We start from the raw sequence: 15,364 nt of genomic DNA, 5'->3' as shown, positions 1-15,364 counted from the left end.
CGTCGAGGGACCAGGCAGCGAGAGACGACATGAGCAACCTGCGCATCGACCTCGACCGTCTGATGGACCGCATTGACCGCCTGGGGCAGGTCGGGGCATTGCAGGGCGGCGGCGTCTGCCGCTTGGCGCTGAGCGACGAGGACAAGGCGGGCCGAGACCTGGTCGCCGGCTGGATGCGCGAGCTCGGCCTGGAAGTCACCGTCGACCGCATCGGCAACGTGGTCGGCCTGCGCCGGGGCGAAACCGACGGTCCGCCGGTCATGACCGGCTCCCACATCGATACGGTGGCCACCGGCGGCCTCTACGACGGAAACCTGGGCGTCCTCGCCGGCTTGGAGGTCGTCGAGACCCTGAACGCCGCCGGGGTGACGACCCGTCATCCGCTGGCCGTCGGTTTCTTCACCAACGAGGAGGGCGCGCGCTTCGCCCCCGACATGATGGGCAGCGGCGTGCACCAGGGCCTGCTCGCCCTGGACGACTGCCTCGCCGCCCGGGGCATCGACGGCACCACGCTGGGCGGCGAGCTGGCGCGCATCGGCTATGCCGGCGAGTCGCCGGTCGGCGGTTTCCGCGCCAAGGCCTTCTTCGAGCTGCACGTCGAGCAGGGGCCCGTATTGGAAGAAGAGGGCGTCGAGATCGGCGCCGTCACCGGCGTGCAGGGCATCTCCTGGACCGAATACACCATTGCCGGCACCTCCAACCACGCCGGCACCACGCCCCTGCGCCTGCGCCACGACGCCGGCTATGTGGCCGCGGCCATCGCCACCGCGGCGCGGGAGATCGCCCGCGAGATGGGCGGCGACCAGGTGGCCACCGTGGGCGTCATCGAACTGGAGCCCAATCTGGTGAACGTCATCGCGCGGCGCGCCAAGGTGACGGTCGATCTGCGCAACACCGACGAGGAGAAGCTGCGGCAGGCGGAGGCCAAACTGGCCGAAAAGCTGCGCGAATTGGCCGAGGCCGAAGGCGTCGAGGTCTCTGCACGGACGCTGGTGCGCTTCCAGCCGGTCGACTTCGACCCGGATATGGTGGGCCTCGTGGCCGAGACCGCCGCCGCCCTCGGCTGCTCGGTGAAGCGCATGCCCTCGGGCGCCGGCCACGACGCCCAGATGTTCGCGCCCAACTGCCCCACCGCCATGATCTTCGTGCCTTCCAAGGACGGCATCAGCCACAACGTCAGGGAATACACTGCCCCGATGGAGATCGCCGCCGGGGCCAACGTCCTGCTGCAGGTCATGCTCTCCGTCGCATCGCAGTAGCAGGCCGCCGAGCCCCTGAAGCGGCAGAAGTCTGAACTGTCGCGCCCTACTGCGTCGCCTGCTGGCTGCAGTAGCTGAGGGAGAGGGCGATGCTGCCCTGGCTCAGCAGCTCGCTGCAGGTATCGCGCAGCAGTTGGCGGCGTTCGTCCGCGCCGCTCAGTTCCAGGGCCCTGTCGAGATCCTGACGCGCCGCCGCGGCCTGGCTGAGCCGGGCGAGGGACAGGCCGCGCGACCAATGCGCCGAAATACTGTCGGGCAGCAGTTCGAGGCCGGCGCTGTAATCGTCGACGGCCTCTTGGTAATCGCCCAGGTCGTAATGCACGTCGCCGCGCGCGAAGAGGACTTCCGGATCCTGCGGCCGCAGCTTGGCGGCCTGGTTGAAATCGTCCAGGGCCGCGGCCAGGGCGCGCAGTTCGTGATAGGCCAGGCCGCGGTTTTGGTAAGCGGCGTAGTAGCCCTTGTCGCGCTCGATGGCCGCCGAATAGTCGACGATCGCCGCGGCGTAGTCGCCGCTGCCGGCATAGGCGAGGCCCCGGTTGTTCAGCACCCAGGGGCTCTTGGGGGCCAGCTTCACCGCATGGTCGAAGTCGGCCAGCGCCCGGGCGAAGCGCGCACGGCCGCCGTTGACCTGGCCGCGATAGACGAAGGCGTCGATGTCGTCCGGGGCGAGATCGATGACGGCGTCGAGATCGCGGAGCGCGGCTTCGTAGCGCGACAGAGCGGCCAGGGTGCGCCCGCGCTGCAGCAGGACGTCCTTGTCCTGTGGGTCCAGGGCCGCGGCGGCGGAGTAGCTGTCCAAGGCCCGTCGGTAGTCGCCCAGCAGGAAGTGGGCATTGCCCAGGTGATAGAACGCCGCGTCGTAGTCGGCCTCCACGGCGACCGCGGCGTCGAGCGCTTCGACGGCTTCCCGGTAGCGGCCCAGGTCGATGAGAGCGCGACCCTTGTGGTTGAGGGCCCAGGCCATGCCCGGCTGGAGGGTCAGGGCCCGCCCGTAGTCGTCGAGGGCGGCCGTGAAGTCCTGCCGGTCGTGGCGCAGCAGGCCGCGCGCGACATGGGCCTCGGCATAGCGCGGCGCCAGGGCGAGGGCGCGGGTGAAGTCCGCCTCCGCTTTTGCCGGCGCGCCGGTGAAATAGTACGCCCGGCCGCGCATGTAGTGCGCCGGGGCATCGCCCGGCAGGCGGCGGACCGCGGCGTCGAAATCGCCCAGAGCGGTCTTGTAGTCCCCCAGGCGGGCGCGGGCGAGGCCACGGTTGTAATAGGCGATGCCGTAGTCGGGGTCGATCGCCAGGGCCACGTCGAAAACCGGGACTGCGTCCTTGTAGCGGCCCTGGTGGAAAAGGCTGTTGCCGCGGTTGTTGTAGGCCCAGGCGTTCTTGGGTTCGCGCCGGATGGCCTCCCTGAAGTCCGCGTCGGCGCTCTCGAAGTCGCCCCGGTCCATGAAGACCATGCCGCGCTGGACGAAGGCGTCCGCGCCCCCGGGATCCAGCTCCATGGCTTTGCCGATGTCGTGGAGGGCCTCGTCGTAGCGCCGCAGTTCGATAAGGGCGCCGGCCCGGCGGCTGAACCCGACGGCGCTCTGCGGTTCGATCAGGATCATCTGTTCGAAGTCGGTGATGGCGCGCTCGTAGAGCCCCTGGTCCATGAAGATGTCGCCGCGGCCGACGAAGGCCCAGCCATCGAAGGGGTTGAGTTCGATAGCCTTGCCGTAGTCGGCGACGGCGGCGTCCAGGCGGCCCATCTCGGCGAAGCTGCTGGCCCGGTAGAAGAAGGCGTTGGCGGACTCCGCTTCCATCGCGATCGACGTCGACAGGGCCCGCACGGCGCCGCGCAGGTCTCCGGTATCGCGCAGGGCCAGGCCGCGGAAGTAGTGCGCTTCCGGATTCTCCGGGTCCAGCGCGATGACACGGTCGAAGGCGCCCAGGGCGGTCTCGGCCTTGCCGCCAAAGAAGAGCGCGCGGCCGAGCGCCAGGCGCAGCTCCACGTCCGCACCCCCGATCTCCAGCGCGCGGGCGTAGTCGGCGGCAGCGGCGTCGTAGGTGTCGCTCTCGATGTAGGCGTCGCCCCGGTCGGCGAGGAAGGCAACGCGCTGCTCGGCCGAGAGGTCTTCGCGCGCGAGGCAGTCGTTCAGGCTGGAAATAGCGCTGTCGTAGTGCTTCAGGGAAAGCGCGCGGGCCCCGTCGCTGCAGGCTGTCGGCGCCGCCGCCGCTGCTGCTGGCAGCAGCACGGCACCGAAGATCGCCGCGGCGAAGAGGCGGGAAGCTGACATGGCCCTTGGCTTACCCCGAAAACAACCGTCCCCGTCATGCCCGGTTTGGTCCGGCTGGTTAACGCCGCCGCCCGGGTCGTAGGGCCGATCTTAGCGGGGAATCGGGCCCGCGCAAACGCTCCGCACCGCCGGCGCGCGCCCTTGCCGCCAAGTCCGCGCAGTCCCTGGCGGAGCATGGTTAAGCCTGCCGCGGAAAGCTGGGGTGGAAACGACGAAGGCCCCTTGAACAGGGGCCTTCGGAAGTTTTTTCAGTCTCAGGCGAGAGCCGGGATCAGGCGGCGCGGGAACGCCCCTGGCCGCTGCCATTGCCCGGCTTGCCCCGCCGGCGGCCCTTGAAGGGGCGCTGGCCGCCATCGGAGTTGGCGTTGCCCCTGGCTTCGCCGTTCTTCTTGGCGCCGCCGCCGGAAGCCAGGCCCTTGTAGCTGCGCTTCTTGTCGCTTTGCTTCTTCTCGCCCTGCTTCTGGCCTTCCGCCTGTGCGGCGGGCTTGCGCCCGGGCCGGCCGCCACGGCCCTGCTTGCGCGGGCCCTGCTTCCGGGCGGGACGCTCTCGCGCGTAGTCGTCGTTGGCCGGCGCGTCGCCGACGACCTCCATGCGCTGCTTGATCAGGCGCTCGATGTCGCGCAGGTAGGCACGCTCGCTGGAGTCGCAGAAGGAGATCGCCGCGCCCTCGGCTCCGGCACGCGCGGTGCGGCCGATGCGGTGGACGTAGCTCTCCGGCTCGTTAGGCAGCTCGTAGTTGATGACGTGGGTGACGCCCGAAACGTCGATGCCGCGCGCGGCGATGTCGGTGGCGACCAGCACCCGCGCCTTGCCCTTGCGGAAGGCGTCGAGAGCCTTCTGGCGTGCGTTCTGCGACTTGTTGCCGTGAATGGCGTCGGCGGAGATACCGGCTTTCTCAAGCTGCTCGGCCACGCGGTTGGCGCGGTGCTTGGTGCGGGTGAAGACGATGACGCGGGCCAGCGCCGGATCCTGCAGCAGGTTCTCCAGCAGCGGACGCTTGTCCGGCGTCATGACGTGGTGCACCGACTGGGCGATGCGCTCGACGGCGACCTTCTGCGGCGTCACCTCGACGCGCTCGGGATTGTGCAGCAGTTCGGCGGCCAGCTTGGCCACCTCGCCCGGCATGGTGGCGGAGAACAGCAGCGACTGGCGCTGTTTCGGCAGGGCGGCGACGATCTTGCGCACGTCGCGGATGAAGCCCATGTCGAGCATGCGGTCGGCCTCGTCCAGCACCAGGTGGCTCACCTTGTCCAGGCGCAGATGGCGCTGGTTCAGCAGGTCCATGAGGCGGCCCGGCGTGGCGATCAGGATGTCGACGCCGCGCGACAGGGAGCGCACCTGCGGGCCCTGGGAGACGCCGCCCAGGATGACGGCGTGGCGCAGGCGCAGGTCGCGGCCATAGGTCTTGAACGAGTCGCCGATCTGCACGGCCAGCTCGCGGGTCGGCGCCAGGATCAGGGCGCGCACCGATTTCGGCGCCACATGCACCTTCTCGGCGGCCAGGTGATGCAGGATCGGCAATGCGAAGGCGGCGGTCTTGCCGGTGCCGGTCTGCGCCAGGCCCAGCATGTCGTGGCCCTTCAGCAGCATCGGGATGGACTGCGCCTGGATCGGCGTCGGGGTGGTGTAGCCCGCCGCGGTCAGCGCGCGCAGCAGGGGCTCGGCCAGGCCGAGCTCGGCGAATTTGACGGTCTTGGTATCGACGGCCTTGGTATCGGCAGTCTGGGTATCAGTCTTGGTATCGGTAACGGTATTCACGAACAGAGTCCTTCTGCGCCGGGCGTGCTGTCACTCGGACAGGCGAAAACGCCGGGGAGCGCGTTGCCGTCATCCACGCGCACCTGGAGCAAACGGAATTTCTTTGGGGAAGATGGTTCCCGCGATGAGGGATTGGCCCGCCAGGAGCCATCCTTCGCGCGATCGCGGGATATCGTTGACGGCTAGATGCGCCTTTCTAGGACCGAAGTCAAGGAAAGTTATGTTGCATTGCACCTAATTTAGCCTGAAGCGGCAGGAAACCGCCGATTATCCGGGTTGTGAGTACCTCGCCGATAGCCGAGGACGGAACCGCGACGCCCAGGGAAGGCTTCCAGCCTGCAACCTTCGGTGCGTTTTGCTGTCCTCCCCGATTTGTTTATTCTCAATGATCTCAGGGCCTGGCCGGTGGGAGGCGCCCGCAAGGGCGGCCGGGGGAAGCATCGAGGGGGGCGGAGAATGGACGCGCTTGTGAAGGACGCCAGGGCCTTCCTCATGGCGAGGTCGCGCCAGTTCCTGGAAGACTTTATCGACTTCCTTAGCGGGCCCAAGGTCTTCCTCGGCAGCGCCACCGTCTACAATTCCGAAAACCTTGCGCGCGCCTTTTCCTTCTTCGTGATCGTGGCCGCGGTGGTCAACGCGGTCGGTATCCTCATCTTGCCGAGGGACCAGGGTCTGGGACGCATCATCGCCTTTATGGCCGCCTACGCTGTTCTGTTCTTCGGCCTGACGCTGGCGGCTCTGCAGGTGAGCTGGCTGATCGTCGGTGCGCGTCCTTCCTTGCGCCGCGTGCTGCTCGCCTTTCTGTACTACATCTCCATCGGCGCCGTGCTGCAGGTCTTCCTGGTGGCGGCCATCCTCATGATCCTGCATCCCTTGCCCGAGACCTTGAGCGTATTGGAGGAGTTGGAAGCGATCCCGCCGCAGGATCTGGCCGCGCAGGATGCGTTCTTCATGGAGAATCCCGGTTTCATGATGCAGGGCCTGTCGATCCTCGGCGCTTTCCTGATCTATATCCTCGTGGATCTTACCTGGATGATCGTAGTCTGGGGCGCCTTCCGGGCCCTGGCGCAGGTCGGGCGATGGAGGTCCTGCGCGGCTTTCGTGATCTTCCTCTTCTTCTCCTGGATCATCTTCCCACTCTCCATCGAGTTCCTTACCGTCTTCGCGCCCGACCTTGCAGAGGCCGGGGTATAGCCGCGGGGCTGGCTAAGTGGCCCGCCGGCGCGCGCGGTGCTAGACTCTGCCGCCGCTTCGTTCGGGGAGTCCCGCTATGGCTGAAGAACACGAACCCCTGATCCTGGACCTCGTGGAATGGGTCGCTGTGCAACCGCGGCCCTATTCGCAGGTGATGGAAGCTTGGCGCACCTCCTGTCCGCGCCTGCCGGTCTGGGAGGACGCGGTCGACAGGGGCCTCGTCGAACGCAAGCAGGACGGCACGGCCGATCCGCTGGTCAGCGTTACTTCAGCGGGTCTCGACTACCTGAAACGCAACGGCCGTGACTCAAAGCTCGCCGTCTAGGCTTTCTCTCACCCCACCACGACCTTGCGGTAGATGTGCCAGGTCGCGTGGCCCAGGATGGGCAGCACGATGACCAGGCCCAGGAAGGCGGGGAGCGAGCCGAGCAGCAGGCCGGTCGTCACGATCACACCCCAGGCGGCCATGGGGCCGGGGTTGGCGGCGACGGCGCGCAGCGAGGTGCCGACGGCGATGGCGACGCCCACCGGGCGGTCGATCAGCAGCGGGAAGGACACGACGCTGATGGTCAGCACCACAACGGCGAAGACGCCGCCGACGCCCAGGCCGAGGACGATCATGGACCAGCCGGCCTCGGTGGTCAGCACGTCGGAGACGAAGGCGCTGAGCGAAACCGGGAGCTCCGGGCCCAAGGTCGCCAGGAAGATCACCTGCGCGGCGCCCAGCCACAGCAGGAACAGCAGGACCAGGATCACGGACAGCACCAGGACGGGCCCGAAGGAGGGTGCGCGGATCATGGCGAAGGCGCTGATCCAACTGGCCTCGAGGCCGCGCTCGCGCCGCCGGCTCATTTCGTAGAGGCCGATGGCGGCGATGGGGCCGACCAGCGCAAAGCCGGCGGCCAGCGGGAACAGCAGCGGCAGCATGCCCTGGTGGAAGACCGTCTGGATCAGCACGACGCTGATCACCGGGTAGATGATGCAGAGGAAGATGACATCGGTGCGGTAGGCCGCGAAGTCGTCGGCGCCTTTCCTCAGGGCGTCGCGCAGATCGGCAAGCCCGATGCGGCGCACGGCGGGATGGACGGCGGCCTGACTGTTGATTCCATGAATGGAGCCGCCGGCCGTCTCCACGGCGGTGCCGGCCTCCCGCAACTTGTCCATGCCCCATTCAATGGGGTTGCGAATGGTATCCATAGCTATCCCTCACGTGTCACCGGTCGGAGCCCTCGTGGGCCTTCGCCCTGGGCTCCTATGGGTGGCCCGGCCGCTCCTTGGCGCGACGCCATCACCGGTCGCCGGCCGCAAGGGCGCCGAGACCTTATCGATTCGTTTAGAGGATAAGCCGTTGGGTGGCCTATGTCTCTTCACAATTGGTTGTTTTTCCAGACCTCCTGCTCACCCGGACCCTGCGCAGGCAAACCCGGACTTGCGGCGGGCGGTGCCGCGGAACGATAGTGCCGCCCATGACCGCCGAATCGCCGAAAGGGGAAAACCCGCCGCAGGAGGGCGCGCCGGTCTTCGGACCCGCCTTCCAGGCCGAGCTGGAAGCGCTGCTGGTGTGGCGGCGCGACGTGCGCCGCTTCCGCAGCGAGCCCCTGCCGCCGGGCATGCTGGAGCGCCTGCTGGTCCTGGCTGAACTGGCCCCCAGCGTCGGCCTCAGCCAGCCCTGGCGATTCGTGCGCGTGGCCAGCCCGGAGCGGCGCGCGCTGGTGCGGTCCAACTTCGAGGCCGCCAACGCCGAGGCGCTGGCCGACTATTCAGGCTCCCGCGCGGCGCTCTACGCACGCCTGAAGCTCTCCGGCCTGGATGACGCCCCGGAGCAGCTCGCCGTGTTCTGCGAGTGCGCGCCCGAGCAGGGCCACGGCCTGGGCCGCCGCTCCATGCCGGAGACCCTGCAGTATTCGACGGTCTGTGCCGTGCACACCCTCTGGCTGGCGGCGCGCGCCGCCGGCATCGGCCTCGGCTGGGTGTCGATCCTGGATGCCGAGGCACTGAGCCGCGACCTGGAGGTGCCGGATAGCTGGCGCCTGGTCGCCTACCTCTGCCTGGGTTATCCCGAGGAGGAGCACGACGATCCGGAACTGGCCCGCCGCGGCTGGGAGGAACGCCGCGCGGCGGGCGATCTCTTCGTCACCCGGTGAGAAGAATCCCCGGCCATATCTCATTGCGACGCAAGGGAGTTGGCGCCGCTGCTTTCTGAGCATCTCCGGTTGTGTCATTTCCGGTGCGCCGACGGGCGTCGGGAATAGCGGGCAAGGCCTCGAGTCGAAGAGTTAGAGCGCCGGACATCGGCTTTTTGGCCGGCCGTTTTTTCCTCAGATCTCGACGAAAGGCTCGGTCATGCCACGTTTCCGATTCCTCATCCGCTGCCGTGCCAGCTTGGCCGTTCCGCTCGCCCTGGCATGCGCGCTCCCGCCGGGTCAGGCCGCTTGGTCGCTGCCGGGCCGGCTGCCGCAGCTCGTCCAGGCGGACGCGGAGGGCGAGGTGGGCGGGTTCAGCCAGGAAGCGCTGAAGGCCTACGTCTCCGCGGTCTTGAAGGTGCGGGCGGTGGACAGCGCCTGGCGGCCCAGGATCGCGCAAGCTGGGAGTGACGAGGAGGCCGCGAGCCTGACCCGCGAGGCGACGGACGAGATGATCGGCGAGATCGAGGCCTTGGGGCTGACGCTGCAGCAGTACAACGACATCACCAAGGCAGCCGACCGGGATAGCCGGCTTTACGATCACATCATGACCTTGCTGGCCCAGGCGCACTGACTCCCGCTGGTCTGCGGCAGCGGCATGGCAGCCTGTCGCTGCCGTCGCTAGTGCCGGCGGAGGGACCGGTGCTAAGCTGCGCTCCTTCCTTCTTCGCCTTCTCCGGCGTGGAGTGTCTGCTGGAGTGAAAGCGTGCCGGACCTGCCTGCTTCGGTGCGTCGCCCGAAGGGCGACGTCGGCCTGCTGATTGTTGCCCTGATCGCCCTGGCGGCGGGGGTGGCGTGCTATGTAATCAAGGGCCCCGAGGTCTTCTTCTCGGTTCTCGGCAGCGACCTGACGCTGCTGCTCTCGATCGCGCCCAAGGTCGTGGGCGGCGTGCTGCTGGCCGGGCTGCTGACCGTGCTGCTGCCGCAGGACAAGGTGGCACGCTGGATGGGCGCGCGCTCGGGCCTGCGCGGACTGTTCTTGGCCGGGCTCGCCGGGGCGCTGCTCCCGGGCGGGCCGATGATGGCCTTCCCCCTCACCGTGGCGCTGCGCGGCGCCGGCGCGGACATCGGCACCACCACCGCCTTCCTCACCGGCTGGTCGCTGCTCAATCTCAACCGTACCTTGGTTTGGGAGATGTCATTCTTCAGCCACGACTTCGTTTACCTGCGCTACGGGCTGAGCCTCGCTGTGCCGCTGCTGCTCGGACTGGCCGCACGCCTGGTCTTCGCCGGCGGGACCGTCGCCGGCGAAGAGGCCGAGAATGCCCGAAGCGAAGGGAGAGCCGGCGAATGAATATCGTCATCGCCAGCCTGCTGCTCTACGGCGCGGTCGTGGTTCTGGGGCGCATCGCCTGGCAGCGTCACGACGGCAGCTTTCACCGTTCGCTGCAATTGGCTCTGATCCAGGCGCGCCTCGTCGCCCCGCGCATCTTCTGCGCGGTGCTGGGCGCCGGCTTCATTGCCGCCCTTGTGCCGCCCGAGGCGGTGGCGGCGGCGGTCGGCGGCGACACCGGCGTCGCGGGCCTGCTGATCGCCAGCGCTCTCGGCGCAGTGACCCCGGGCGGCCCGCTGCTGGCCTTCGCCGTGGGCGGCGCGGCGCTGGAGGTCGGTGGCGGCGCACCGCAGATCATGGCCTTCGTGACTGCCTGGGGCCTCTACAATCTGAACCGCACCCTGGTTTGGGAGCTGCCGATCACCGGGCGCGCCGCCACCCTGCGGCGTCTGGCCTGCGCGCTGCCCTTGCCGGTTCTTCTGGGTTTCGCCGCGGGGCAGCTCGCCGGACTGGCGGCGGCCTGGCAGTAGACCCTTTCATGGTCCGATTGAAGCCGTTCCGTTTGCGTGCGGCCGGCGGTCCGCCAGGGGGAAACCGCCCCCTAAAGCTCCCCGGGCGATGCGGCGCATCGGGGCTTGGCAGCCCGACCGGCTTGACCAATACTGGATCCGATCACGCGACAGAATCGACGGACATTTCGGGCGCTACCCCCCTAGGCGGAGCTTGACATGTGCGATTGCGGTGCCTGGCCCGGACCGCCAGGCCAGTTGCGTTTCGTTGAAGGACCGGCATAGATGGTTTCCGCACTCTTTCTGGGGTTTCTGATCGGCTTGCAGCATGCTTTCGAGGCCGATCACGTCGCCGCCGTGGCCAGCATCTCGGCCGATAGCCGCAAGCTGCGCACGGCGGTACGCCACGGCGCCGTCTGGGGGGTGGGGCACACGCTGACCCTGTTGCTGCTGGGCGGCCTGGTGGTTTATCTGGGTGGGGCTGTCCCGGAGAGCTGGGCTCAGGGCCTGGAGTTCCTGGTCGGTGTCATGCTGCTGGTCCTCGGCGCCACTTTGCTGCGCCGCCTGTGGCGGGAGCGCGTTCACTTTCACGCCCACCGCCATGCCGACGGCGTCATGCACCTGCACGCCCACAAGCACGCTCGCGAAGAGAACGGCCACGACCCGCAGCACCACGAGCACGCCCATCCCAAGGGCCTGCCGCTGCGCAGCCTGGCGGTCGGCATGGTCCATGGCCTGGCGGGTTCCGCCGCTCTGGTGCTGCTGGCCCTCGGCTCGGCTCAATCGGTGCCCCTGGCGTTGGTTTACATCCTGCTGTTCGGCCTCGGTTCGATCCTCGGCATGGCTGTCCTCTCGGCCGTCATAGCGGTACCGCTCAGCTTTACCGCGCGGCTTTTCACCTGGGCCAACCGCAGTCTGCAGGCGGCGGTCGGCGCCGTCACTGTGCTGGTCGGCGGCTCCATCGTCTACGGCATTGCCGTCGGAGAATGGGGTCTGCTTTAGCGGCAGTTTCCTGCCAGCGGCAAAGCCGCTCGGCCGATTTGTCATTTGCCGGGCGGCCTGCTTTGATGCGCGGAACCAACCGATACCTCATTTAGGGAGACAAACATGGGAGACAGGCCGGTCGTCTTTGCGACCCGCAAGCTGCCGGAGGCCGTGGAGGCCCGGCTGGTCAGGGACTACGAGGCCATCCTCAATCCCGACGACAGGCTCTATACGGCGGATGAACTGGTCGAGATCTCGGCCGGCGCCGACGCGATCCTGCCCTGCCATACGGAGAAGTTCACCGCGGAGGTCATCGGCCGCCTGCCGCAGCGGGTGAAGGCCATCGCCAATTTCTCGGTCGGCTATGACCATGTCGACACCGAAGCGGCCAAGGCGCGCGGCATCATCGTCACCAACACGCCGGACGTGCTGAGCGACGCCACCGCCGAGATCGCGATCCTCTGTATGCTCGGCGCGGCGCGGCGCGCGACGGAGGGCGTGGCCCTGGTGCGCGAGGCCGGCTGGAAGGACTGGAGTCCGGCCTTCATGGTCGGCACCCAGACCACGGGCAAGCGTTTCGGCGTCATCGGCATGGGTCGCGTGGGGCAGGTTGCCGCCAAGCGCGCCCGCGGCTTCGACATGGCGGTGCACTACACCAAGCGCAGCCGCCTGGATGCGGAGACGGAGAAGGCGCTGGGCGCCACCTACCACGCCACCATCGAGGACCTGCTGCCCCATTGCGACGTGCTGTCGCTGCACTGCCCGGCAACGCCGGAGACGACCGGTCTGCTGAATGCCGAGCGCATCGCCCTGCTGCCCGAAGGCGCCATCGTCGTCAACACGGCGCGCGGCGCGGTCATCGACGACGCGGCGCTGATCGCCGCCTTGAAGTCCGGTCGTATCGCCGCCGCCGGCCTCGACGTCTTCAACGGCGAGCCGACGGACATCCACCCGGAGTACCGCAAGCTCGACAACGTCTTCGGCCTGCCGCACATCGGCAGCGCCACGCTGGAGACCCGCGACGGAATGGGCTTTTGCGCCCTGGACAATCTGGACGCCATCTTTGCGGGCAAGGAGCCGGCCGACCGGGTGGCCTGACCGCAGGCAGCTAGTGCTGGCGGGCGCGGACGATGATGCTGTCGATGGTTTCCTCGCCCAGGGCGCGGCAGGCCTCCAGGCGGTGCAGGCCTTCCTGCAGGACGTAGCGCCCATTGCCCTTGCGCACGGAGATCGGCATTTTCAGGCCTTCCTCCATGATGCTCTGAGCCAGGGCGTCGACCTGCTCGGGCTTCAAGGTGCGTTTGCGTTTCGCCGGCACGTAGATCTCCTCCAGGGGGATCTTGATGCTCTCCATGGTGCGCTCTACCAACCGCGTCTCCCAAAAAACTGCAGCCGCAGCGGCTGCGCCCCCAATCCTAGGCCCAGGGGGGTAATGGAATCCAGCCCACGCAGGCCCGCGAGGCTGGCTTCGGCGCCGGGCTTGGGCCATAAAAGGGCACTGATCCGGGCGGGTCCCCGCCCGATTCCAAACCTTTCCGGACGCCTCGCTGGTGCTTGCGCTCGACAGTTTCCTGATCCTGCTGAAAGGCATCGCCATCGGCATTGCCGTGGCCATGCCGGTGGGGCCGGTGGGGATTCTCTGTATCCAGCGCACCCTGAACCACGGCATCCGCTCCGGCCTGCTGTCTGGTCTCGGGGCGGCGCTGGGCGACGCGGCCCTGGGGGCGGTCGCGGCCGCCGGTATTTCGCCGCTGACCGACTTTCTGCTCGAGATCGAAGTGGAACTGCGCTTTGGCGGCGGCATATTTCTCGTCGCGCTCGGCCTGTGGACCTGGTTCCACCACAGCAGCACCTCGGCGCCACGGCTGCGGGGCCACAGTATCGTCGCCGCTTCCTTCCTGCTGGTGATCACCAATCCGATCACCATCATGGCCTTCCTGGGTTTCTTCGCCAGTTTCCGCGTCGTCGCGGCGACCGGGGCGACGCTGCAGGCCGCCGCGCTGATTCTCGGGGTGTTCCTTGGCTCCGCCTTGTGGTGGCTGGTGCTCTGCACCGGCACGAAGCGGCTCAGCCGCCGCCTGGATGACAATCTTCTGACGACGATAAATCACATCTCCGCCGCCGCCATCGCCGGCTTCGGCTCCTATGTGCTGATCGAAGCCTTGCTGCTGTAGGCGGCCCGCGAGAGCAGATCAGGGCCGGCTGGAATCGCCGAAGGCGATCCACCGGCCCTGTGAATCTGCTCTATGCCTTTGAAATAGATCGGATTCACACGATTAGGCGGAAGCACAGTGTGGTTCCGCCTAATCGTGATCCGATCTAGCCGCCGGTGCGCACCCGCTTCACCGCGTCCTGCCAGCCCGCATAGCGCTCGTCGCGCTCGGAGGCCGCCATCTGCGGGTCGAAATGCGCGTCGCGCTGCCACTGGGCGGCGACGGCGTCGAGGTCGGCGAAGAGGCCCTGGTTGAGGCCCGCCAGATAGGCCGCGCCCAGGGCCGTGGTCTCTGCCACCACCGGGCGCTCCACAGCCACGCCCAGGATGTCGGCCAGCATCTGCAGCATCCAGTCGTTGGCCACCATGCCGCCGTCGACGCGCAGGGTCTCCAGCCCGCTGGCGCCGTCGGCGCGCATGGCTTCCAGCAGGTCGCGGGTCTGGTAGCAGACCGCCTCCAGCGCCGCGCGCGCCATCTCCGCCGGGCCGGTCGCTCGGGTCAGGCCGAAGACGGCACCGCGCGCCTCTGCGTCCCAGTAGGGCGCGCCCAGCCCGGTGAAGGCCGGCACCAGGTAGACGCGCTGGCCGGTGTCGGCCTGCTTGGCCAGGGCTTCGGTTTCCGGCGCCGCGGCGATGACGCCCAGGCCGTCGCGCAGCCATTGCACGGCGGCGCCGGCGACGAAGATGCTGCCCTCCAGGGCGTAGGTCGTCTCGCCGCCCAGGCGGTAGGCGATGGTGGAGAGCAGGCGGTGCTCGGAGTGCACCAACTTGTCGCCGGTGTTGAAGAGGGCGAAGCAGCCGGTGCCGTAGGTCGACTTCATCATCCCGGCCTCGAAGCAGGCCTGGCCGATGGTGGCCGCCTGCTGGTCGCCGGCGATGCCGCCGATGGGGATGGGGCGGCCCAGGATCTCCGGATCGGTGGCGCCGAAGTCGGCGTCGCTGTCCTTCACCTCCGGCAGCAGGCTCTCGGGGATGCGCAGCAGCGCCAGAAGTTCCGGGTCCCAGACCTGCTTCTTGATGTCGAAGATCAGGGTGCGTGCTGCGTTGGTGGCGTCGGTGGCGTGGACCTTGCCGCCGGTCAGCCGCCACAAAAGGAAGCAGTCGATGGTGCCGAAGGCCAGCTCGCCGCGTTCGGCCCGCTCGCGCGCGCCCGGCACGTTGTCCAGCAGCCAGGCGATCTTGGTGCCCGAGAAGTAGGGGTCGAGCAGCAGGCCGGTGCGCTGGCGCACGACCTCCTCGGCGCCCTGGGACCGCAGGTTCTGGCAGAGCTCGGCGGTGCGGCGGTCCTGCCAGACGATGGCCTTGTGGATGGGCTCGCCGGTGGCGCGGTCCCAGATCACCGTGGTCTCGCGCTGGTTGGTGATGCCGATGGCCGCCACGTCCTCCACGCGCCTGCCGGCGTCGGCCAGCGCCCCGCCCATGACCGCCACCGTGTCGCGCCAGATGTCCTCGGCGTCGTGCTCGACCCAGCCGGACCGGGGGAAGTGCTGCGGCAGCTCCTTTTGCGCTTGGCCCAGGCGCCGGCCGTCGCCGGAGAACAGGATGGCGCGGCTGCTGGTGGTGCCTTGATCGATGGCGAGAATCGTGCGTTCGGCGCTCATGCCGGCCCTCCCCCCTTTGTTCTTTTATTCGTTCTAATACTGAGTTGCGATCGGAGCGACCGCTTTGGAGTCCTGCGGCTATTTGGGCCGCCGGCGAAGAATGCTGGGCGGCGCGAGCAAGATC

Annotated in this window: 15 protein-coding genes; 10 read left to right on the top strand and 5 right to left on the bottom strand. The window is 68.2% G+C overall.

The genetic code is table 11. The features are described from left to right. The first annotated feature begins 29 nt into the window (after positions 1-29). Positions 30-1,259 carry a Zn-dependent hydrolase gene (locus tag AAFN88_RS18655; RefSeq protein WP_347522102.1) on the top strand — a complete coding sequence of 410 codons (1,230 nt, stop codon included), beginning with the start codon at positions 30-32 and terminating at the stop codon, positions 1,257-1,259. A 46-nt stretch (positions 1,260-1,305) separates the two neighbouring features. Here AAFN88_RS18655 and AAFN88_RS18650 read toward each other — a convergent pair whose 3' ends face one another. Both AAFN88_RS18650 and AAFN88_RS18645 read right to left on the bottom strand, forming a co-directional pair. Further along, positions 1,306-3,525, bottom strand: coding sequence for a tetratricopeptide repeat protein (locus AAFN88_RS18650; protein ID WP_347522101.1), 2,220 nt, complete (start codon positions 3,523-3,525; stop codon positions 1,306-1,308). A gap of 271 nt (positions 3,526-3,796) precedes the next feature. After that, entirely contained in the window at positions 3,797-5,194 is a 1,398-nt protein-coding gene (locus tag AAFN88_RS18645; protein WP_347522777.1) for a DEAD/DEAH box helicase, read from the bottom strand. Positions 5,195-5,740: 546 nt separating this feature from the next. Here AAFN88_RS18645 and AAFN88_RS18640 point away from each other — a divergent pair. Both AAFN88_RS18640 and AAFN88_RS18635 read left to right on the top strand, forming a co-directional pair. After that, entirely contained in the window at positions 5,741-6,478 is a 738-nt protein-coding gene (locus AAFN88_RS18640; RefSeq protein ID WP_347522100.1) for a hypothetical protein, read from the top strand. Positions 6,479-6,554: 76 nt separating this feature from the next. Beyond that, on the top strand, positions 6,555-6,803 hold the full coding sequence (locus AAFN88_RS18635) for a hypothetical protein (protein WP_347522099.1): 249 nt from the start codon (positions 6,555-6,557) through the stop codon (positions 6,801-6,803). Positions 6,804-6,811: 8 nt separating this feature from the next. On the opposite strand, the gene AAFN88_RS18630 is transcribed toward AAFN88_RS18635, so the two are convergent. Next, on the bottom strand, positions 6,812-7,675 hold the full coding sequence (locus AAFN88_RS18630) for a DUF2189 domain-containing protein (protein WP_347522098.1): 864 nt from the start codon (positions 7,673-7,675) through the stop codon (positions 6,812-6,814). A 269-nt stretch (positions 7,676-7,944) separates the two neighbouring features. Between AAFN88_RS18630 and bluB the strand changes: the two genes are divergently transcribed. The 6 genes from bluB (at position 7,945) to AAFN88_RS18600 (ending at position 12,525) form a co-directional block, all read left to right on the top strand. After that, positions 7,945-8,622 carry a 5,6-dimethylbenzimidazole synthase gene (gene bluB, locus AAFN88_RS18625; protein ID WP_347522097.1) on the top strand — a complete coding sequence of 226 codons (678 nt, stop codon included), beginning with the start codon at positions 7,945-7,947 and terminating at the stop codon, positions 8,620-8,622. A 199-nt stretch (positions 8,623-8,821) separates the two neighbouring features. Then, a complete protein-coding gene (locus tag AAFN88_RS18620; RefSeq protein WP_347522096.1) occupies positions 8,822-9,235 on the top strand; it encodes a DUF4168 domain-containing protein in 414 nt (137 codons plus the stop codon). Between the two features lie 132 nt (positions 9,236-9,367). After that, the gene (locus tag AAFN88_RS18615) at positions 9,368-9,955 is read left to right on the top strand and encodes a permease (RefSeq protein WP_347522095.1); all 588 of its coding nucleotides are present in this window, start codon (positions 9,368-9,370) and stop codon (positions 9,953-9,955) included. Next, entirely contained in the window at positions 9,952-10,464 is a 513-nt protein-coding gene (locus AAFN88_RS18610) for a hypothetical protein (protein WP_347522094.1), read from the top strand. The genes AAFN88_RS18615 and AAFN88_RS18610 overlap by 4 nt, the downstream gene beginning before the upstream one ends. A 264-nt stretch (positions 10,465-10,728) precedes the next feature. Then, the gene (locus AAFN88_RS18605) at positions 10,729-11,445 is read left to right on the top strand and encodes a hypothetical protein (protein WP_347522093.1); all 717 of its coding nucleotides are present in this window, start codon (positions 10,729-10,731) and stop codon (positions 11,443-11,445) included. Between the two features lie 105 nt (positions 11,446-11,550). Beyond that, positions 11,551-12,525 (top strand): D-glycerate dehydrogenase, encoded by a 975-nt coding sequence (locus tag AAFN88_RS18600; RefSeq protein ID WP_347522092.1) that lies wholly within the window; start codon positions 11,551-11,553, stop codon positions 12,523-12,525. A 10-nt stretch (positions 12,526-12,535) separates the two neighbouring features. Here AAFN88_RS18600 and AAFN88_RS18595 read toward each other — a convergent pair whose 3' ends face one another. Then, entirely contained in the window at positions 12,536-12,796 is a 261-nt protein-coding gene (locus AAFN88_RS18595) for a ParB N-terminal domain-containing protein (protein WP_347522090.1), read from the bottom strand. 181 nt (positions 12,797-12,977) lie between these two features. On the opposite strand from AAFN88_RS18595, the gene AAFN88_RS18590 reads away from it, so the two are divergent. After that, positions 12,978-13,601 carry a LysE family transporter gene (locus tag AAFN88_RS18590; RefSeq protein WP_347522088.1) on the top strand — a complete coding sequence of 208 codons (624 nt, stop codon included), beginning with the start codon at positions 12,978-12,980 and terminating at the stop codon, positions 13,599-13,601. A gap of 145 nt (positions 13,602-13,746) precedes the next feature. On the opposite strand, the gene glpK is transcribed toward AAFN88_RS18590, so the two are convergent. Next, entirely contained in the window at positions 13,747-15,240 is a 1,494-nt protein-coding gene (gene glpK, locus AAFN88_RS18585; protein ID WP_347522087.1) for a glycerol kinase GlpK, read from the bottom strand. Positions 15,241-15,364: the final 124 nt, after the last annotated feature.

This window comes from Pelagibius sp. CAU 1746, assembly GCF_039839785.1.
GTDB lineage: Bacteria > Pseudomonadota > Alphaproteobacteria > Kiloniellales > Kiloniellaceae > Pelagibius.
Note: the sequence above shows the minus strand (reverse complement) of the source record. Positions and strands in the feature narration are given on the sequence as shown.